Below are 20,061 nucleotides of genomic sequence, written 5' to 3'. Positions count from 1 at the left end.
AACGGGAGAGCTTCGGGGGAAGGGAGGCCGCCATGGCCTGGAGGCGAGCCATGGCGGCACTGAAAGAGGGGACAAAGGCCCGGAGAGGGGGATAAGGCCTTTGTCCGGGTCCGACTGCCAAGCGGGGGACGGGCGGGCAATCGGACGTCGGCGGCTTCCAAGCGCCGGTAATGAGGAGATGAGGCCCCGAATGTGGTTTTTCAAGGGAAAGGGGCGCCCGGCAAAATTACAAATCGGTAACGTTTTGGTGAGGGCCTGTTCCAACAGCCAATTCGCTCTTCGCAGATTTCGCCGATGGACCTTTGCCCGCCCCCGCGCTATCCATCTTTCCCATGAAAAAAGGCGATCATCTCTTCCTCGTCGACGGCTCGGGCTTCATCTTCCGCGCCTTCCACGCCATCCCCGCGCTGAACCGCAAGTCGGACGGCCTGCCGGTCAATGCCGTCTCCGGTTTCTGCAACATGCTGTGGAAGCTGCTGACCGATGCGCGCGATACCTCCGTCGGGGTCACGCCCACCCATTTCGCGGTCATCTTCGACTATTCCTCGAAGACCTTCCGCAACGAACTCTATCCGGAATACAAGGCGAACCGCTCCGCCCCGCCGGAGGATCTCATCCCCCAGTTCGGGCTGATCCGTCATGCCACGAAGGCCTTCAACCTGCCCTGCATCGAGATCGAAGGCTATGAGGCGGACGACATCATCGCCACCTATGCCCGCCAGGCCGAGGCCATCGGCGCCGACGTGACGATCATCTCCTCCGACAAGGACCTGATGCAGCTCGTCACCCCCAATGTCCACATGTATGACAGCATGAAGGACAAGCAGATCTCCATCCCCGAAGTGATCGAGAAATGGGGCGTGCCGCCCGAAAAGATGATCGACCTGCAGGCGCTGACCGGCGATTCCACCGACAACGTGCCCGGCGTCCCGGGCATCGGCCCGAAGACCGCGGCGCAGCTTCTGGAGGAGTTCGGCGATCTCGACACGCTGCTGGCCCGCGCCGGCGAGATCAAGCAGCAGAAGCGCCGCGAGAACATCCTCGCCAATGCCGAGCTCGTGAAGATCTCCAGGCAGCTCGTGACGCTGAAGACGGATACGCCCGTCGACATGGCGCTCGAGGACCTCATGCTGCACCCGCAGGACGGGCCGAAGCTGATCGCCTTCCTGAAGGCCATGGAATTCACCACGCTCACCCGCCGCGTCGCCGAAGCGACCGGAACGGATGCATCCGCCATCGAACCGGCTGCCGTGCCGGTGGAATGGGGTGCCGCCGCCCACGGCCCCGATCTCGACAAGGGCGAGGCATCGGGCGGACCCGCAGCCCCCGCCGCCGCGGAGCCGGCGAAGCTGGACGCGCCGAAGGCCGCAACCCCCGCCGGCGCGCGGGAAAGCGAGGCTTTCGCCATCGAGCGGGCCGGGCTCTTCAAGGACCAGCCCATCGACCGCTCGCTTTATGAGACGATCCGCGACATCGCCACCCTCGACCGCTGGATTGCCGATGCCCGCGAAACCGGCCTCGTCGCCTTCGATACGGAAACCAATTCGCTCGATGCCATGCAGGCCGATCTCGTCGGCTTCTCGCTGGCGCTGTCGGACAGCCGCGATACCGGCAGGCCGGGCACGATCCGGGCCGCCTATGTGCCGCTTGGCCACCGCTCTGGCAGCGACGATCTCTTCGGCGGCAACGATCTTGCGCCGAACCAGATCCCGATGGCCGAGGCCCTGCCGCGGCTGAGGGCGCTTCTGGAAGATCCGGCCGTGCTGAAGGTCGCGCAGAACCTGAAATACGACTACCTGGTGATGAAGCGCCACGGCGTGGAAGTGAAGAGCTTCGACGACACGATGCTGATTTCCTACGTGCTGGAAGGCGGCATCGGCACCCATGGCATGGACCCGCTGTCCGAGCGCTGGCTCGGCCACACGCCGATCGCCTTCAAGGATGTGGCGGGCTCGGGCAAGAGCCTCGTGTCCTTCGATCGCGTGGAGATCGACAAGGCGACCGCCTATGCGGCGGAGGATGCGGATGTGACGCTGCGCCTCTGGTTTGCGATGAAGCCGCTTCTCGCAGCCCGGGGGCTCACCTCCGTCTACGAGCGGCTGGAGCGCCCCCTCGTGCCGGTGCTCGCCCGCATGGAAGAGCGCGGCATTTCCGTCGACCGGCAGATCCTCTCGCGCCTTTCGGGCGAACTCGCGCAGGGAGCCGCCGCGCTCGAGGACGAGATCTACCAGCTCGCCGGCGAACGCTTCAACATCGGCTCGCCGAAGCAGCTCGGCGATATTCTCTTTGGCAAGATGGGCCTGCCCGGCGGCGCGAAGACCAAGACCGGCCAGTGGTCCACCTCCGCGCAGGTGCTGGAGGATCTCGCCGCGGCCGGGCTCGAGCTTCCGCGCAGGATCGTCGACTGGCGCCAGCTCACCAAGCTGAAATCCACCTATACGGATGCGCTGCCCGGCTATATCCATCCGGAAACGAAGCGCGTTCACACCTCCTATTCGCTGGCTTCCACCACCACCGGGCGCCTCTCTTCCTCGGAGCCGAACCTCCAGAACATCCCCGTGCGCAATGCGGAAGGCCGCAAGATCCGCACCGCCTTCATCTCCACGCCCGGCCGCAAGCTGATTTCGGCAGACTACAGCCAGATCGAGCTGCGCGTGCTCGCCCATGTGGCGGATATTCCGCAGCTCAGACAGGCCTTTGCGGATGGCATCGACATCCATGCCATGACCGCCTCGGAAATGTTCGGCGTCCCGGTCGAGGGCATGCCCTCGGAGGTTCGCCGCCGGGCGAAGGCCATCAATTTCGGCATCGTCTACGGCATCTCCGCCTTCGGGCTTGCCAACCAGCTCGGCATCGAGCGCTCCGAGGCGGGCGATTACATCAAGCGCTATTTCGAGCGCTTCCCCGGCATTCGCGACTATATGGAGGCGACCAAGGCCGGCGCGCGCGACAAGGGCTATGTGGAAACCGTCTTCGGCCGCCGCATCCATTATCCCGATATCCGTTCCTCGAACCCGAGCGTGCGCGCCTTCAACGAACGGGCGGCCATCAACGCGCCGATCCAGGGCTCGGCTGCGGACATCATCCGCCGCGCCATGATCAGGATCGAGCCGGCGCTCGTCGAGGCGAAGCTCAATGCCCGCATGCTGCTGCAGGTGCATGACGAACTGATCTTCGAGGTCGAGGATGCGGAAATCGAGGCGACGCTGCCCGTCATCGTGGACGTCATGGAAAATGCCGCCATGCCGGCGCTCTCCATGCGCGTGCCGCTGAAGGTGGATGCGCGGGCCGCTCACAACTGGGACGAAGCCCACTGACGGATTGAGCCCTGAAGCGGCTGCAAACGGCGAGGTCCTGCGCTTCCGGTGCTCATGGACCTCAAGTCCACTCCGCTCCGGTTCTCGACCCTCACCGTTTTCGCTCCCTTCATGGCCCAATCATCCGGCCTTGGCGCAAGAAAGGACAATTTCATGGCTTTTGTGACCCTGAACGGACTGACCGTCCATTACGAACTGATCGGCAATCCGAAGGCGAAGAAGCTGATCGTCTTTTCCAATGCTCTCGGCACGGATTTCCGCATCTGGCTGCCGCTCTTCGACGAGCTGCCGGACGAGGTCTCGATCCTGCTCTACGACATGCGCGGCCACGGCCTTACCTCCGATCCCGGCACGGCCTTCACCGTCGGGGATCTTGCCGACGACCTGATTGCGCTGGTCGAGCACCTGAAGCTCCGCCAGCCGATCTTCTGCGGCCTCTCCGTCGGCGGGCTCGTGGTGCAGGCGCTTGCCGTCAAGCGCCCCGATCTCGTGAAGAAGCTCATCGTCGCCCATTCGGCCGCGAAGCTCGGCGATGCCGAAACCTGGAACGCCCGCATCGACGCGATCCGCAAGGGCGGCCTTGCCGCCATCTCCGAAGCCACCATGCAGCGCTGGTTCACCCCCGATTTCCACCGGGAGCGGAGCGCGGAAGTAGCCGGCTACCGAACCATGCTGGAGCGCCAGTCCGTGGATGCCTATATCCGCACCGCGGAAGCGATCCGCGACGCGGACTATCGCGGGCAGGTGAAGGACCTGAAGCTCGCCACCCTGTTCCTCGCTGGGGATCAGGATGGATCGGTCGCGGCGCAGGTGGTGGAAGACACCGCCGATCTCGTGGAAAATTCCGCCTATGAGGTGCTGGAAAATGCCGGCCACATCTCCCCGGTCGAACAGCCCGAACAGCTCGCGGCCCTGATTTCCGATTTCATCCGGAACTGAGCGGGCAACGGGGCGGCGGGCCTTACAGCGCGGCGCGTTCATTTGAACGCGCGAACGACGCTGCAACACTTTGAAATGATGCCTGTTCGTTCCGCGCCATCGGTCCCGATTGCGCGCGACATGCATTAGTCCGCCGCGCCGGGCACCCGGTAGCGGGCCTTTATCTCGGCCATCCTTTCGTCGCTCGCAAAGTCGCCGCGGTCGGCCTCCTCGATGCCGGCATCGATGTCGAGGCCCTGGAAAAAGCCGATGATCGCCTTCTCGGCCTCCTCGAGACTGCCTGAATTGTCGATCGTCTCCACGTCGAAATCGCCGGTCACTTCGAGGCTGGAGCGGTCGAGGCGGCGGAGGATCTCATCGCGGCTTTCGCGGCCGCGGGCGGCGAGCCGCTCCGCAAGCACCTCCGGCCGGGCCGTGATGTTCAGCACCTTGAGGCGCGGAAAGGCGGCGGCGAAATGCGGCAGCGCCGAGCGCGAACCGTTGGCGATCACCAGCGCCCCCTCATCGACGCTTGCGCGCGCCGCGGCGGGGATGCCGTAGAAAAGGCCATGCGCCTGCCAGTGGCAGGCAAAGGCGCCGCTGTCCCTCAGCCGCGCGAATTCCTCTTCGGTGACGGGCAGGTGGTCCTCGCCGCCCGCTTCCGCCGGCCGGGTGATCACCCGGCGGACGATCCGGATCAGGTCCGAACCCTCGAAATGGCGGCGCACCGCATCGATCAGCGTGTCCTTGCCGGCCCCGCTCGGGCCGACGACGGCAACCAGCATCCCGCGCGAGGGCAGGGAGACGGCGGGCGACGGCGCATCCATCAGGCGACCCTCTTGCCCTGCCGCCAGACCGAGCGCACGACGGGCACGTCGTCATGCCGCTCCACGCGGACGAGATCGGCGCGAAGCCCCGTCGCAATCCGGCCACGATCGTCGAGATGGGCGGTGCGGGCAGGCGTGGCGGAAACCAGCGATATCGCCTTCGGCAGATCCATGCCCTCGACCGTATCGGCAAGGATGAAGGGCGCATGCAGCAGGCTGAGCGGCACGTAATCGGACGAGAGCACGTCAAGCAGCCCAAGGGCTGCGAGGTCGGTCGCGGCGATGTTGCCGGAATGGGAGCCGCCGCGCACCACGTTCGGGGCGCCCATCAGCACGCTCATGCCCGCCTCGTGCGAGGCGCGGGCGGCCTCGATGCTGGTCGGGAATTCGGCAAGCCGGGTGCCGTAGGAAACCGCCTCTTCCACATGGTCGAGCGTCGCGTCGTCATGGCTGGCAAGGGCAATGCCGCGCTCGCGGCAGAAGGCGGCCAGCGCCTCGCGATGGGGTCGCGCGAAGCGGTCCGAGGCCTCCAGGCGGCGCTTCACATAGTCGGCAAAGGCCTCGTCCGAGAGGCCCTTCGAGGTCTTGTAGTAGAAGATGTACTGGTCCATCGTCTGGAACTGCCGCTGGCCGGGCGCATGGTCCATCAGCGAGACGAGCCGGACATTGGGGTCGCCGGCGAAATCCTCCACATGCTCGAGCACGTCGGCGGTCGAAACCTCGCAGCGCAGATGCAGCAGGTGGTCGGCGCGCAGGCGCCCCTCGGCGGATGCCTTCTGGATCGCATCCGCCATCTCTCGCATCTCGCCCTTCCGGAAGCCGGAATCGAGCTCCGCGCCCATGCGCAGGCAGTCGAAGACGGTGGTGATGCCTGACGAGGCCACCTGCGCATCATGCGCCTGGATGGCGGCCGTCTTGTTCCAGCGCAGACCCGCGCGGGGCGAGTAATGGATTTCGAGATGGTCCGTATGGAGCTCGACGAGACCGGGAATGAGATAATCCCCCTCCATGTCCTCGCCGGCAGCGGCGGTTCCCTCGGCAATATCGGCAATCGCGCCATCGCGGATCAGCACCGATCCGGAGAGGATGTCATCCTCCAGCACGATGCGGGCATTCTTCAAAACGGTTTCATGGGCCATGGATATCGACTCTGTCTTACTGGAGGGCGTGAAGGGCGCGGACGGTGAAGTCGGCCCCGCTTGCGGGCTCCTCAAAAAGGGCAAGATGGGAAATGGACAGCGGCTTTCCGATAAAACCGCCGAAATGGCGCTTCAGCGCCCGGTAGACGTCTTCCTGTCGTTCGACCGGAACGGGGCCGGTCAGGCTCATGTGGAACTGGAACTGGTCGAAGACATAAGGATAGCCCCACTGGTCGAGCAGCTCCCGCTCGCGGGGCGAAAGCCTTTCCGGCCGCCGCCTTGCATAATCGGCTTCCGAAAGCGGGGCACGGAAGGGCTCGAATTCGGTGACGACATCGCCGGCAAAGCGGGCAAGAGCCGCGCTCGGCTCGTTCTCGACGAGCGCGAAGAAGGGGCCGATGGCGGCAAGGGCAAGCGTGATCTCGAAGCGCTGCGTCCTCTCGGCAAAGGCCTGGACGGCGCTCTGGAGCCCGGCCTCCGTCTTGCCTTCGGCCAGCCGGAAGGGCGCCTTGATCGTCGCATGAAAGCCGTAGCGGCGCGGATCGGCCGTGATCGTCTTCCAGAAATCCGCGTCCAGCCCGGTGCCCTCCGGCGGTTGCACGGCGGCGGGACCGCCAAAGGCATCCCGCCCCAGCCAGGAAACGGCAGCACGCGTCAGCGCATGATCGGCGGGAGGAGCGACATAGAGGGCGTAACGCAAGGCAGTCTTTCCTGAAGGGAACGAAGAGGCCCGGATGGGCAGCGACTCATGGGTTCGGGCGAACCGTAGCACCCTTTGCCGCAACTCGATGACAGTTTGATAAAAGAAAAGGGGCGGAAATTTGAGGTATGAAAAAGCGCGTCCGGTCAGACCGGACGCGCCCTGATGTCGAAGCGTTTTCCGTGCCTCAGTGCGCGCCGGACATGTCGCCGAGCACTTCCTTCGAGGCAACGGTGGAGTCGGCGTTGAGCTTGTAGACCATCGGTACGCCCGTCGCGAGGTTGACGGAGAGGATCTGCTCGCGGTCGAGCCGGTCGAGCACCATCAGCAGCGAGCGCAGCGAATTGCCGTGGGCGGCAACCAGAACCTTCTGGCCACGCAGCACGCGGGGCAGGATCTCGGTCATGTAATAGGGCCAGACGCGGGCGCCCGTATCCTTCAGGCTTTCCCCGCCGGGCGGCGGCACGTCGTAGGAGCGGCGCCAGATATGCACCTGCTCCTCGCCCCACCTGGCACGGGCATCGTCCTTGTTGAGGCCGGAGAGATCGCCATAGTCGCGCTCGTTGAGCGCCTCGTTGCGGATCGTCTCCAGGTTCGGCTGGCCGATATTGTCGAGCACGATCTGGCAGGTCTTCTGCGCACGGGAGAGTGTCGACGTGAAGGCGATGTCGAACTTGATGCCGTAATCGGCGAGCGCCTTGCCGCCGGCATTGGCCTCCTGAACGCCGAGCGGCGTCAGGTCCGGGTCACGCCAGCCGGTGAAGAGGTTTTTGAGATTCCATTCGCTCTGCCCGTGGCGGACGAGAACCAGAGTACCGCTCATTCGAAAGTCTCCCTGAACTGATGATCAAGAGTTGGAAAGCCCGAGCACGTCGAGCATGGAATAGAAGCCCGGCTTGCGGTCCATGCCCCAGAGGGCTGCCGTCACCGCGCCGCGGGCGAAGATCGAGCGGTCGCCGGCGCTGTGGGACATGGTGACCATCTCGCCTTCGCCGGCGAAATAGACCGTGTGCTCGCCGATGACCGAGCCGCCGCGCAGCGTCGCAAAGCCGATGGTGCCCGAGCCGCGCGGCCCCGTATGGCCGTCGCGCACGCGGACCGAATGGGTGGCAAGATCGATCTTGCGGCCGCGGGCAGCCGCCTCGCCGAGCAGCAGCGCGGTGCCGGAGGGCGCATCCACCTTGTGGCGGTGGTGCATTTCCAGCACGTCGATGTCCCAGTCGCGGGCGGGAAGGGCCGCTGCCGCCTGCTCGACCAGCACGGAAAGAAGGTTCACGCCGAGGCTCATGTTGCCGGACTTGACGATCCGGGCATGGCGGCCGGCCGCGCGGAACTTCTCCTCGTCGTCAGGCGAACAGCCCGTGGTGCCGATCACATGGACGATGCGGGCCTGCGCCGCGAGCCCGGCAAAGGCAACGCTTGCCGCGGGCGAGGTGAAATCCACCACGCCATCCGCATGCAGGAAGGCTTCGAGCGGTTCGTCGCCGATGATCACGCCATTGGCGCCGAGGCCGGCGATCTCGCCCGCATCCTTGCCGACGAAGGGCGAACCCGGCCGCTCGATCGCCGCATGCAGCACGGCCCCCGGCATCGCATGGATCACCCGGATCAGCGTCTGGCCCATGCGGCCCGCAGCACCCGTTACCACCAGCTTCATGTCCCGATCCATCGTCATGCCCCTTGCGTTTCCGTCTCCGTCATGGCCGCGCCATCCGGGCCCTGCAGGCTGTGCAGCCGGGCATAGAGCCCGTTCGCCCTTTTCGAAAGGCTCTCATGCGTGCCTTCCTCGATCACCCGGCCGTCCTGCATCGCCACGATCTTGTCCGCATTGATGACGGTCGAAAGCCGGTGCGCGATGACGACGACCGTGCGGTGCTTCATGGCCTCTTCCAGCGCCTTCTGCACGGCGGCTTCCGATGCGGTGTCGAGCGCGGACGTCGCCTCGTCGAGAAGCAGGATCGGCGCATTGCGCACCAGCGCGCGGGCGATCGAGAGCCGCTGGCGCTGGCCGCCGGAGAGCGTCACGCCGTTTTCGCCGACGGGCGTGTCATAGCCCTGCGGCTGGGCAAGAATGAAATCGTGGGCATGGGCAAGACGCGCGGCCTCTTCCACCTCCGCATCGCTCGCCTCCGGGCGGCCGTAGCGGATGTTGTCGCGGATGGTGCCCTCGAAGAGGTAGGGCTGCTGCGAGACATAGGCGATGTGGCGGCGAAGCGAGGCCTTGGTGACGGTCGCGATATCCTGCCCGTCGATCAGGATCTGGCCCTCGGAGGGGTCGTAGAAGCGGGGAATGAGGGCGATGATCGTCGACTTGCCGGCCCCGGACGGGCCGACGAGCGCGGTCGTCTTGCCGCCTTCGGCCACGAGATCGACGCTCTTCAGCACTGCATCGCTGCCGGGATAGGCGAAGGAGACCCCGCGCAGTTCGATCCGCGCCTCGGAAATCTTCAGATCCTGCGCCCCCGGCCGGTCCTGCTGCTGGGTGGGCATGTCGAGAAGCTCGTAGATCATGCGGGCATTCACCACCGCGCGTTCCAGCTGCGACTGCAGGCGGGCAAGCCGGCGGGCGGGGTCATAGGCCATCAGCAGCGCCGTCACGAAGGAGAAGAAGGCGCCCGGCGGCACATGCCCGTAGATCGACTGGTAGGCCGCATAGGCGAGCACGCCCGAGATCACCAGCCCGGCAAAGCCTTCGGTCAGCGGCGCGGTGCGCTCGGACAGCCGGGCAATCCGGTTCGCGCGGCTTTCGGCCTCGCCGATCACCCGGTTCAGCCGGTTGCCGAGCTCCTGTTCCATGGTGAAGGCCTTGACGATGGCAATCCCCTGGACGGTCTCCTGCATGGCGCCGAGCACATGGCTGTTGAGCTCGATGGATTCGCGGGTGGCCGTGCGCAGCCGGTCGCCCACGTAGCGGATCGCATAGATGAGCGGCGGCGCGGTGACGAAGATGATGACCGTCAGCATCGGGTCCTTGGTCACCATCACGCCGAGAAGCGCCACGAGCGTCAGCACGTCGCGGGCCAGCGAAGTGACGGTCATGTTCAGCACGTCGCGGATGCCCGTGACGTTCTGGTTGATCTGGGCGGCGAGGTGGGACGAGCGCGAGGCATTGTAGAAGCCGACCGAAAGCTTCATCAGCTTTTCGTAGATGCGGCGCTGGTAGCTGGCGACGATGTTGTTGCCGATCTTCGACAGCGTCACCGACTGGCCGTAGGTGGCAAGGCCGCGCATGAGGAAGGCGACGAAGATAGAGCCGCAGATCAGCCAGACCTTGTTCGGGTCGGGATGCACGAAGGCGGTGGAGATCACCGATTCCATGATCCAGGCGACGAAGGCCGTGGTCAGCGCCATCACGACAAGGCAGGAGATGGCGAAGATATAGCCCTTCAGGTGCTCCCGGCCGTTCTCGATGAAGATGCGGCGCATCACCTCGCGGTTGCTGGCCGTGCTGACGGCGGGCCGTTCCTGGTCGTGTCTGTCGTCCAACGGGCTACGAGCCTTCCCTGCTGTTCCTGTTCCGGCCGGTCGCGGCGCCGGCTCCTCGGGCTCTATACCTTGATCCGCGCGCCCTCAAGGAAAAATCCGGGCGCGCGGCGGATCAAATCGGTTCAGCCTTTCCAGCGCCGCCCCTCGGTGCCCAGGCCGAAGCGACTCGGCGTGCGGGCATAGGAGGCAAGGCCCGCAAGCGCCGCCATGGGATGGGTCACCACATAGGTGGGAATGGCCCGGAGCATGGCGGAATGGGGCGCCTTGTCCTCGAAGGCGGCACGGAATTCCGGCCGGCGAAGCGCCGGGAGGATCTTCTGCGAGATGCCGCCGGCCAGGTAGACCCCGCCGCGCGCCATGAAGATGAGCGCGAGATCGCCGGCAACGCGGCCGAGATAGGTGGAAAAGAGCGAGAGCGTTTCTGCCGCCGCCGCATCCCTGCCCGCAAGGCCGGCGCTGGAAATTTCCGCAGGGTCGCGGAAGGTCTGCGGCTTGCCGTCCGCCTTGCAGATCGCCTGATAGATGTTGACCATGCCGCGGCCGCACAGCAGCTGTTCGGCGGAGATGCGCCCCTCGATCGGCTCGAGATGGGGGAAGATCGCCCGGTCGCGCTCGCTGCGGGGACCGACGTCGACATGCCCGCCTTCGCCCGGAACCGGGATCCAGGTATGCTCGGCATGGATCAGGCCGGCCACGCCGAGGCCCGTTCCCGGCCCCAGCACCACCTTGGATGCGGTCATGCCCTCGTTGCCGTTGCCGATCGGCTCCCGATGCTCCTCCGTCAGCGAGGCGATGGCGAGCGCCTGCGCCTCGAAATCGTTGACGATCAGGATTTCCTCGAGCCCGAGCCCCTTGATCATCGCCTTCGGCCGGACCACCCAGGGGCAGTTCGTCAGCGGGATTTCCTCGCCGCGGATCGGGCCGGCAATGGCAAGGATGGCCGCGCGCGGCTGCACGGACGTCTTGTCCAGCACGCCCGCCTGGATCGCCTCGTCGATGGTGGCGAAATCCGCCGTCTGGATGATGGGGAATTCCTTCGGTTCGGCATAGACGTCGATGAGGATCGAGAAGCGGGCATTGGTGCCGCCGATATCGCCGATCAGGATGGGGAAGGGCAGGGGGTGGCTGTAGCTGTTGTTCCTGGGCATTGGCCGGTCCGTCAGTTCTGAGTATCGGTTGCGGTCAGTGTCCGCACGAGAATTTCGGCGGTGGCGGTGTTGAGCGCCATCGGTATGTCGTAGACCGTGGCAAGGCGGGTCAGCGCCTTGACGTCCACATCATGGGGCAGCGCGGAAAGCGGGTCTACCAGAAAGATCAGCATCGAAACCTCTCCGGTCGCGATCAGCGCGCCGATCTGCTGGTCGCCGCCCAGCGGGCCGCTCTTCAGCCGGATGACGTCGAGCGACGGACAGGCCTCCAGCACCCGGCCGCCGGTCGTGCCCGTCGCCACGATGGAGAACGGGCGAAGCAGCGCCTCGTTCCGGCGCGCGAAAGCCGCCATGTCATCCTTTTTCTGATCATGCGCGATCAGTGCGATATAGGCGCCCTTTGCCATGCCGACCCAGATTCCGGTGAGGTTTAAATCGATTTATGCCTCTTATAACACCTTCGCTCCGCTTGAAAAGCCGCAAAAGCGGACCGGAGGGGAAGCCCGCTTCGCCTGATGTCAGGGGCGCAGGAACGGATAGGGGCCAAACTCGGGAAGGGCGGGGTAATCGGAGGGCGGAATGAAGCCGGCGGCGGGCGGTTCCTCGGAAAAGGCGGGTTCCGGCGCAGCGGTTTCCGCATAGGCGACCGCCCGGCCGCCGCCCATGGTCGCGGCCATCTCCGAGGAGACGGAGGGCGCCGCAAGAACCGCAGAGCAGGCCTTGGGGAGCTGCGAGAGCATGATCGGCCGCGGCTTCGGCGCGGGCTTGGTCGGGTCCGGCTTCTTCTGCGCCCAGGGCTCCTTGGTGAACCACCAGGCCAGCTGCTTGCCGCAGCCGTCCCCATCCGGCACCGGGTCCTGCGCCTTGCAGCCGACCGCCCCCGGCGGGCAGTGGATGCGGATGTGGAAGTGATAGTCGTGGCCGTAATAGGGCCGGACCTTGCCGAGACTGGTGCGGTCGCCGGCCCAGGTGTCGCAGAGCTTCTTCTTGATCGCCGGATTGACGAAGATGCGCTCCACCTCGGGATAGCTCGCGGCCCGCATGATCACCCGCGCATGGGCAGGCGTCCAGACGGAGTCGTCCACGGTCAGGAAGGCATTGGGCTTAAGCATCGAGCGCGCCGAGATGGTCTCGCGCTCGGAGGCCGTCAGGGTGCGCGATGGCATCGGCGTCAGCCAGATGTCGGCATCGAGGCCGATCTGGTGCGAGGCATGGCCGCTCTTCATCGGCCCGCCGCGCGGCTGGGAGATGTCGCCGAGCAGGAGACCCGGCCAGCCGTCGTTGCGGGCCGCATCCTGCGACAGCCGCTCGAGCAGCGAGATGAGGATGGGATTGCCCCAGCGCCGGTTGCGCGACAGCCGCATCGCCTGCCAGGTCGGCCCGTCCGTCGGGATCGCCACCGCGCCGCTGAGGCAGCCCTTGGCGTAGAAGCCGAAGGATTGCGGTGCGCCCCGGTTCGGCAGCTGCACCGCGCCGAAGAGTTCCTTGGCGACACCGTCTGCACGGGCTGGCAGGCTTTCGGCAAGGGCTGCGCTGAGCGCAGCCGCGAAAAGCAGGGTTTTGAGACCAAGGCGGGAAAGGCGGGTCAAGAAACTGGGCGTCATCGGTCAGGTCCGGTCGGGCGCGTTGAGGCGCGAATCGCTGCTGCCGAGCCTATCTTCCCGAGAGGAAAGGCAAAAGCATGATCGTCGCGCGGGGACGTCGGCCCCAGGAAGGCACCTCATTGTCCTAAAGCACGAGCATCGTCCCGGGCTTACCTTTTGAATTGTATTCATCTATTTTGATAGTAGAAAAATACTATTATTAAAAAGGGTGGATGCGGGAATATGCGAACTTGGGGAGCTTTCATTCTGTCAGCCCTGCTGGCGGCGGGCGGGTTTTCAGCCGTGGTGGCGGAAGACGGGGGATTCGTTCATGGACTTTCCAGCAGCGGCGAACCGCCGAAATACCAGCCGGGCTTTCCCCGTTTCGACTATGTCAATCCAGATGCGCCAAAGGGGGGCGCGGTTACCCAGGCGGTCGTCGGTACCTTCGATACGCTGAACCCCCTGCTTGCCAAGGGCGATGCGGCCTCCGGTTCGGATCTCGTCTTCGAAACGCTACTGAAAAACGCGCTGGATGAGGTGACCACCGCCTACGGACTGCTGGCCGAGGGCGTTTCCGTGCCGGCTGACATATCGTCGGCCACCTTCCGCCTGCGCCCGGAAGCCCGCTTTGCCGATGGCACGCCCGTGACCCCTGAAGACGTGATCTTTTCCTTTGAAAAGGGAAAAGAGCTCAACCCGCAGCTGGCCGTCTATTACGCTCATGTGGTGAAGGCCGAAAAGACCGGCGAGCGCGACGTGACCTTCCGCTTCGACATGACGGGCAACAAGGAACTGCCCAATATTCTCGGGCAGTTTCCGGTCGTGCCGAAGCACTGGTGGGAAGCCAAGGATGCCAAGGGCAACCAGCGGGACATTTCCCGCACCACGCTGGAGCCGGTCATTGGCTCGGGTCCCTATCGGATTGCCGAAGTGCAGCCGGGCGCCTCGATCCGCTACGAGCGGCGCGACGACTATTGGGGCAAGAACCTCAACGTGAATGTCGGGCAGAACAATTTTGCCACGATGAAATACGTCTATTTCGGCGACAATGACGTGGCCTTCGAAGCCTTCCGTTCCGGCCAGATCGATTACTGGCTGGAACTGACGGCCCTGCGCTGGGCGAAATCCTATGATTTTCCCGCCGTGCAGGACGGTCGGGTCAAACGGGAACAGGTGGAAAATCCCTACCGGAACGCGGGCGTTCTCGTGGGCTTCATTCCCAATCTGCGCCGCGACCTCTTCAAGGACCAGCGTGTGCGCAAGGCTCTGAATTACGCCTTCGATTTCGAGGAGCTGAACCGCACCATCTTCTTTGGCCAGTACCAGCGCATCAACAGCTATTTCTACGGAACGGAACTTGCCGCCAAGGGGCTTCCCGAAGGACGCGAGCTGGAAATCCTGAACGAGGTCAAGGATCTCGTGCCGCCTGAGGTCTTCACCACGCCTTACGAAAACCCTGTCGGGGGCAAGCCGGATCTGTTCCGCAACAACATGAAGACCGCCATTGGCCTCTTCCGCGAAGCCGGCTACGAGATCCGCGGCGGCAAGATGGTCGAGACAAAGACCGGCACGCCCGTGAGCCTGGAGATCCTGCTGGACGGCAAGACGTTGGAGCGCGTGGCACTGCCCTTTGCCCAGAATCTGAAGAAGATCGGTATTGCCGCCAGCGTGCGCGTCGTCGATCCCGCGCAATATACGAACCGTGTCCGGAGCTTTGACTTCGATGTGATCTACAGCGGCTGGGCGCAATCGCTTCATCCGGGCAATGAACAGGCCGAATTCTGGGGTTCTCAGGCGGCGACCCGCGAGGGATCCAAGAATTACGGTGGTATTTCCGATCCCGGCATCGACCAGCTGGTCAAGAAGGTGATTGCTGCCGGCACGCAGGACGAGCTGAAGGCCGCCACCCATGCACTCGACCGGGTGCTGCTCGCGCACGACTTCGTGGTTCCGACCTACACGCTGCGCGCAAGCCGGATCGCCTATTGGAGCGATCTGACGCGGCCGGAAAAACTGCCGGAATACGGGGTCGGCTTCCCCGACATCTGGTGGTCCAAGGCGGCGGGCAAATAGCGGGCGGGGCAGGAATGACTTGCTTTGCCGCATTCGCCCGTTACCAAATGCGGGAAAATGAAGCGAATCGGCAGGGCAGGGCACGGCGAGGCCCCGCATCCCCCTGCCGGCTTAAGGGGGCAGGCTTGAACAAGATCTCGATGCGCCAGGCATCCGAAGCCAGGAAGGGCATGCGCTGATGGGTGGCTATATCCTCAGGCGCCTGCTGCTGATGATCCCGACCATCGTCGGCATCATGGCCATTTCCTTTGCGGTCATCCAGTTCGCGCCCGGCGGTCCGGTGGAGCAGGTGATCGCCGACCTGACGGGCCAGGGCGACAGCGCCGACCAGCGCCTGAACGGCGGTGGCGGCGACCTGCTCGGCCAGCAGGAAGCCTCCTCGGAGATGAACGCCAAGTATCGCGGCGCCCAGGGCCTCGATCCGGACCTGATCGCCAAGCTGGAAAAGCAGTTCGGCTTCGACAAGCCGCCGCTCACCCGCTTCCTCGACATGATGTGGAACTACATCCGCTTCGATTTCGGCGAGAGCTTCTTCCGCAACACCTCGGTGATAGACCTGATCGCGGAAAAGCTTCCGGTCTCGGTTTCGCTCGGCGTGTGGATCCTGCTGATTTCCTACGCCATCTCCATCCCGCTCGGCATCCGCAAGGCGGTGAAGGACGGCTCCGCCTTCGACATCTGGACCTCGGGCGTGATCATCGTCGGCTATGCGGTGCCGGGCTTCCTGTTCGCCATCCTGCTGGTGGTGCTCTTTGCCGGGGGATCCTTCCTCGACTGGTTCCCGCTGCGGGGTCTCGTCTCCGACAATTTCGCCGAGCTTTCCTGGTGGGAGAAGATCGTCGACTATTTCTGGCACCTCACCCTGCCGCTGATCTCGCTGTCGCTTGCGGCCTTCGCCACCACGACCCTGCTCACGAAGAATTCCTTCATCGACGAGATCAAGAAGCAATATGTCACGACCGCCCGCGCCAAGGGCCTCACCGAGCGCCAGGTGCTCTACGGCCACGTGTTCCGCAATGCGATGCTGATCGTGATCGCCGGCTTTCCCGGCGCCTTCATCTCCGCCTTCTTCACCGGCTCGCTGCTGATCGAGAACATCTTCTCGCTCGATGGGCTGGGGCGTCTCGGCTATCTCTCGGTGGTCAAGCGCGATTACCCGATCGTCTTTGCCACGCTCTACATCTTCTCGCTCATGGGCCTCATCGTCAGCCTCGTCTCCGACCTCATCTATACCTGGATCGACCCGCGCATCGATTTCGAGCGGAGGGACGTGTGACCATGACCGCCGCCCCCTTCGAACCCGCACCCACCGCGCCAGAAGCCCCGCCGCGCCGGGGCCTGCTTTCGCCGATCAACCGCCGCCGCTGGGAAAACTTCAAGGCGAACCGGCGCGGCTACTGGTCCTTGTGGATCTTCCTCGTCCTCTTCGTGCTCAGCCTGCTCTCCAACTTCATCGCCAACGACCGGCCGCTTCTCGTCTCCTACAAGGGCGAGCTTCTGGTGCCCGTCATTGTCGACTATCCCGAGGAAAAGTTCGGCGGCTTCCTGGCCGAAACGGATTACCGGTCCGATTACATCGCCGAGGAGATCAACGCCAATGGATGGATGATCTGGCCGCCGGTGCGCTATTCCTACCAGACGGTCAATTCCAACATTCCCTATTCGGCGCCGACCGCTCCCTTCTGGCTGATGTCGAAGGAGGAGCGCTGCGCCGGATACCCGCAAGGGGTGGACGACCCGGGCTGCACGCTTGGCAACCTGAACTGGCTCGGCACCGACGACCAGGCCCGCGACGTGGTGGCGCGCATGCTCTACGGCTTCCGCATCTCCGTGCTCTTCGGCCTGATCCTCACCGTCTGCTCTGCCGTCATCGGCGTGACGGCGGGCGCCATCCAGGGCTATTTCGGCGGCTGGACGGATCTCCTTCTCCAGCGGGTGATCGAGATCTGGTCCTCCATGCCGGTGCTCTACATCCTGCTCATCATCGCCGCCATCCTGCCGCCGGGCTTCTTCGTGCTGCTCGGCATCATGCTGCTCTTCTCCTGGGTCAGCTTCGTAGGCGTCGTGCGGGCCGAATTCCTCCGGGCGCGCAATTTCGAATATGTCCGCGCCGCCCGCGCGCTCGGCGTCAACAACCGCACCATCATGTGGCGGCACCTGCTGCCCAATGCCATGGTGGCGACGCTCACCTTCCTGCCCTTCATCCTCTCGGGCTCGATCGCCACGCTCACCTCGCTCGATTTCCTCGGCTTCGGCATGCCGCCGGGCTCGCCGTCGCTCGGCGAACTGATCGCGCAGGGCAAGAACAACCTCCAGGCGCCCTGGCTCGGTCTCACCGCCTTCTTCACCATGATGATCATGCTCTCGCTGCTGATCTTCATCGGCGAGGCCGTGCGCGACGCCTTCGACCCCCGCAAGACCTTCCGGTGATGCAATGAGGGAGCTTCGGCGCTATATTTCCCCTTCGGACCGTCCCCGCGGAGGAAAAAGGCCATGAACAGGATCGTGCGGAAACACTACCCCGTGTCGAAACTCCCCGAGGACCTCAGGGAAGGGATCTCCGAGGGTGCCGAAGTCATGGTCACCATCGAAGTGACAGGGATGCGCTCCCTGTCCGATTTCCCACCGGAGCCTCGCAAATCGCAATCCGTCCAAGAGTTGCGAGAATCCATCCGGCGCTACAAAACCTCACCGGATTTCCGCGAGGCGACGGACGATCCCGTCGAACGCATCCGCGCCCTGCGTGATGAATGGGATGATCGATGAGGATCTATCTCGATGCCAATATCTTCATTCGTGCCATGGAGAAGCTCGATCCGGTGGCCAGCCGGCTCGAAGCCTTGATCCTCGCCGAAATGCCGCGCGACGGAATGCTCGTCACGGCCGAATTCACGCTCTCCGAACTGCTGGTGAAGCCTTACCGGGATCAGAATGCCGCCCTCATCCTGCAATATGAGGACCTTCTGACAGAGGGCGGTCTGATTTCACTCTTCCCTTTGACGCGTCCCGTCTATCGGCTTTCGGCGCAGCTGCGTGCCAGCAACAGGGGCCTGAAACTTCCGGATGCCCTGCATCTGGCGGCAGCGGCGGCCGCCGGCTGCAGTCATTTCCTGACGGGGGATGAGGGCATTCGCCCAAGTCAGCTGGAAGCAGACGGGCTCGATGACTTTCGCGACCTCGCCATCCTCCGACCCGATCTCGCCACCCTCGACGCCCTTCTCAAAAGTCTGGATCCATGACCGAACCGCTTCTTTCCGTCCGCGACCTGTCGGTGGCCTTTCATCAGGGCGGCAAGACCTCGCTTGCCGTCGACCACGTTTCCTTCGACATCGCCCGGGGCGAGGTGGTGGCGCTGGTGGGGGAGAGCGGATCGGGCAAGTCCGTCTCGGCGAATTCGATCCTGAAGCTCCTGCCCTATCCGGCGGCGAGCCACCCCTCCGGGGAGATCCTGTTCCAGGGCAGGGACCTCCTGTCCGCCCCCGACGAGGTGCTGCGCAAGGTGCGCGGCAACGACATCACCATGATCTTCCAGGAGCCGATGACCTCGCTCAATCCGCTGCACACCATCGAGCAGCAGATTGCCGAAATCCTCTCGCTCCACCAGAACATGGAGGGCAAGGCGGCGCGCGCGCGCATCCTCGAACTCCTGAACCAGGTGGGCATCCGCGAGCCGGAAAAGCGGCTTTCCGCCTATCCGCACGAGCTGTCCGGCGGCCAGCGCCAGCGCGTGATGATCGCCATGGCGCTCGCGAACCGCCCGGAACTCCTGATCGCCGACGAGCCGACGACCGCGCTCGACGTGACCGTGCAGGCGCAGATCCTCGAGCTTCTGGCGAAGCTGAAGACCGAGCACGGCATGTCCATGCTCTTCATCACCCACGATCTCGACATCGTCCGCAAGTTTGCCGATCGCGTCTGCGTGATGACGAAGGGCAAGATCGTGGAGGCAGGCCCGGTCGAAGACATCTTCGAGAATCCGCAGCACGACTATACCCGCCATCTTCTCGCCTCCGAGCCAAAGGGCGAGCCGCCGGTTGCCGATGCCTCCAAGCCCGTCATCATCGAGGGCGAGCATGTGAAGGTCTGGTTCCCGATCAAGTCGGGTTTCCTGCGCCGCGTGGTCGACCACGTGAAGGCGGTGGACGACGTGAGCGTCAAGCTCCGCGCCGGCCAGACGCTCGGCATCGTCGGCGAGAGCGGGTCCGGCAAGACGACGCTGGGGCTTGCGCTGACGCGGCTCATCTCGAGCGAGGGGCGCATCGCCTTCGTCGGGTCCGACATCCACCAGTATTCCTTCAAGTCCATGCGGCCGCTTCGCCGGCACATGCAGATCGTCTTCCAGGACCCCTACGGCTCGCTGAGCCCGCGCATGAGCATCGCCGACATCGTCGCCGAAGGGCTCGCCGTGCACGAACCCGGCCTCTCGGCCGAGGCCCGCGACCGCAGGGTGGCCGAGGCGCTGGCCGAAGTGGGTCTCGATCCCGCCACCCGCTGGCGCTACCCCCACGAATTCTCCGGCGGCCAGCGCCAGCGCATTGCCATTGCCCGCGCCATGGTGCTGAAGCCGCGCTTCGTCATGCTGGACGAACCGACCTCGGCGCTCGACAAGAGCGTGCAGGCGCAGGTGGTCGATCTCCTGCGCGACCTGCAGGCGAAGCACGATCTCGCCTATCTCTTCATCAGCCACGACCTGAAGGTGGTGAAGGCGCTGGCCAACGACATCGTCGTCATGCGCGCCGGCAAGGTGGTGGAGCAGGGCCCCGCCGCAGCCCTCTTCGAGGCGCCGCAGGATCCCTACACCCAAAGGCTGCTCGCCGCCGCCTTCGACCTCAAGGTCGTCAAGACCGCCTGATACCTCCTCCAATCC

At 64.7% G+C, this 20,061-nt stretch carries 17 protein-coding genes; 8 read left to right on the top strand and 9 right to left on the bottom strand.

Annotated features, from left to right (window positions below; genetic code table 11):
• Positions 1-332 precede the first annotated feature (332 nt).
• Together polA and pcaD are read left to right on the top strand one after the other, a co-directional pair.
• Entirely contained in the window at positions 333-3,317 is a 2,985-nt protein-coding gene (gene polA / locus GGR23_RS14985) for a DNA polymerase I (protein ID WP_183367117.1), read from the top strand.
• 153 nt (positions 3,318-3,470) lie between these two features.
• Complete coding sequence (gene pcaD / locus GGR23_RS14980; RefSeq protein WP_183367116.1) at positions 3,471-4,256, top strand: 3-oxoadipate enol-lactonase; 786 nt, start codon at positions 3,471-3,473, stop codon at positions 4,254-4,256.
• Between the two features lie 125 nt (positions 4,257-4,381).
• Here pcaD and phnN read toward each other — a convergent pair whose 3' ends face one another.
• The 9 genes from phnN to mepA form a co-directional block, all read right to left on the bottom strand.
• Positions 4,382-5,062: a phosphonate metabolism protein/1,5-bisphosphokinase (PRPP-forming) PhnN gene (gene phnN, locus GGR23_RS14975; protein WP_183367115.1), complete on the bottom strand. Its 681-nt coding sequence runs from the start codon at positions 5,060-5,062 to the stop codon at positions 4,382-4,384.
• Positions 5,062-6,201, bottom strand: coding sequence for an alpha-D-ribose 1-methylphosphonate 5-triphosphate diphosphatase (locus GGR23_RS14970; RefSeq protein ID WP_183367114.1), 1,140 nt, complete (start codon positions 6,199-6,201; stop codon positions 5,062-5,064). Before GGR23_RS14970 ends, phnN begins: the two co-directional genes overlap by 1 nt.
• Before the next feature lie 16 nt (positions 6,202-6,217).
• Positions 6,218-6,901, bottom strand: coding sequence for a DUF1045 domain-containing protein (locus tag GGR23_RS14965; protein WP_183367113.1), 684 nt, complete (start codon positions 6,899-6,901; stop codon positions 6,218-6,220).
• A 187-nt stretch (positions 6,902-7,088) separates the two neighbouring features.
• Positions 7,089-7,724 carry a 2,3-bisphosphoglycerate-dependent phosphoglycerate mutase gene (locus GGR23_RS14960; RefSeq protein ID WP_183367112.1) on the bottom strand — a complete coding sequence of 212 codons (636 nt, stop codon included), beginning with the start codon at positions 7,722-7,724 and terminating at the stop codon, positions 7,089-7,091.
• Between the two features lie 24 nt (positions 7,725-7,748).
• The gene (gene dapB, locus GGR23_RS14955) at positions 7,749-8,558 is read right to left on the bottom strand and encodes a 4-hydroxy-tetrahydrodipicolinate reductase (RefSeq protein WP_183367256.1); all 810 of its coding nucleotides are present in this window, start codon (positions 8,556-8,558) and stop codon (positions 7,749-7,751) included.
• Between the two features lie 14 nt (positions 8,559-8,572).
• Complete coding sequence (locus GGR23_RS14950) at positions 8,573-10,327, bottom strand: ABC transporter ATP-binding protein (protein ID WP_183367255.1); 1,755 nt, start codon at positions 10,325-10,327, stop codon at positions 8,573-8,575.
• A 182-nt stretch (positions 10,328-10,509) separates the two neighbouring features.
• Positions 10,510-11,535, bottom strand: a complete 1,026-nt coding sequence (locus tag GGR23_RS14945; protein ID WP_183367111.1) for a glucokinase — start codon at positions 11,533-11,535, stop codon at positions 10,510-10,512.
• An 11-nt stretch (positions 11,536-11,546) separates the two neighbouring features.
• On the bottom strand, positions 11,547-11,942 hold the full coding sequence (locus tag GGR23_RS14940; protein WP_183367110.1) for a methylglyoxal synthase: 396 nt from the start codon (positions 11,940-11,942) through the stop codon (positions 11,547-11,549).
• A gap of 111 nt (positions 11,943-12,053) precedes the next feature.
• Complete coding sequence (mepA, locus tag GGR23_RS14935) at positions 12,054-13,139, bottom strand: penicillin-insensitive murein endopeptidase (RefSeq protein ID WP_183367109.1); 1,086 nt, start codon at positions 13,137-13,139, stop codon at positions 12,054-12,056.
• A 222-nt stretch (positions 13,140-13,361) separates the two neighbouring features.
• Here mepA and GGR23_RS14930 point away from each other — a divergent pair, with 222 nt between their 5' ends.
• The 6 genes from GGR23_RS14930 (at position 13,362) to GGR23_RS14905 (ending at position 20,046) form a co-directional block, all read left to right on the top strand.
• Complete coding sequence (locus GGR23_RS14930; RefSeq protein ID WP_183367108.1) at positions 13,362-15,194, top strand: extracellular solute-binding protein; 1,833 nt, start codon at positions 13,362-13,364, stop codon at positions 15,192-15,194.
• Between the two features lie 178 nt (positions 15,195-15,372).
• Entirely contained in the window at positions 15,373-16,470 is a 1,098-nt protein-coding gene (locus tag GGR23_RS14925; protein WP_183367107.1) for a microcin C ABC transporter permease YejB, read from the top strand.
• 2 nt (positions 16,471-16,472) lie between these two features.
• Complete coding sequence (locus GGR23_RS14920) at positions 16,473-17,624, top strand: ABC transporter permease (RefSeq protein ID WP_183367254.1); 1,152 nt, start codon at positions 16,473-16,475, stop codon at positions 17,622-17,624.
• Positions 17,625-17,687: 63 nt separating this feature from the next.
• Positions 17,688-17,960, top strand: a complete 273-nt coding sequence (locus GGR23_RS14915; protein WP_183367106.1) for a hypothetical protein — start codon at positions 17,688-17,690, stop codon at positions 17,958-17,960.
• Entirely contained in the window at positions 17,957-18,433 is a 477-nt protein-coding gene (locus GGR23_RS14910; protein WP_210296984.1) for a type II toxin-antitoxin system VapC family toxin, read from the top strand. The genes GGR23_RS14915 and GGR23_RS14910 overlap by 4 nt, the downstream gene beginning before the upstream one ends.
• Complete coding sequence (locus GGR23_RS14905) at positions 18,430-20,046, top strand: ABC transporter ATP-binding protein (RefSeq protein ID WP_183367104.1); 1,617 nt, start codon at positions 18,430-18,432, stop codon at positions 20,044-20,046. Before GGR23_RS14910 ends, GGR23_RS14905 begins: the two co-directional genes overlap by 4 nt.
• Positions 20,047-20,061 lie beyond the last annotated feature (15 nt).

This window comes from Gellertiella hungarica (assembly GCF_014197145.1).
In the GTDB taxonomy this organism is placed as follows: Bacteria; Pseudomonadota; Alphaproteobacteria; order Rhizobiales; family Rhizobiaceae; genus Gellertiella; species Gellertiella hungarica.
Note: the sequence above shows the minus strand (reverse complement) of the source record. Positions and strands in the feature narration are given on the sequence as shown.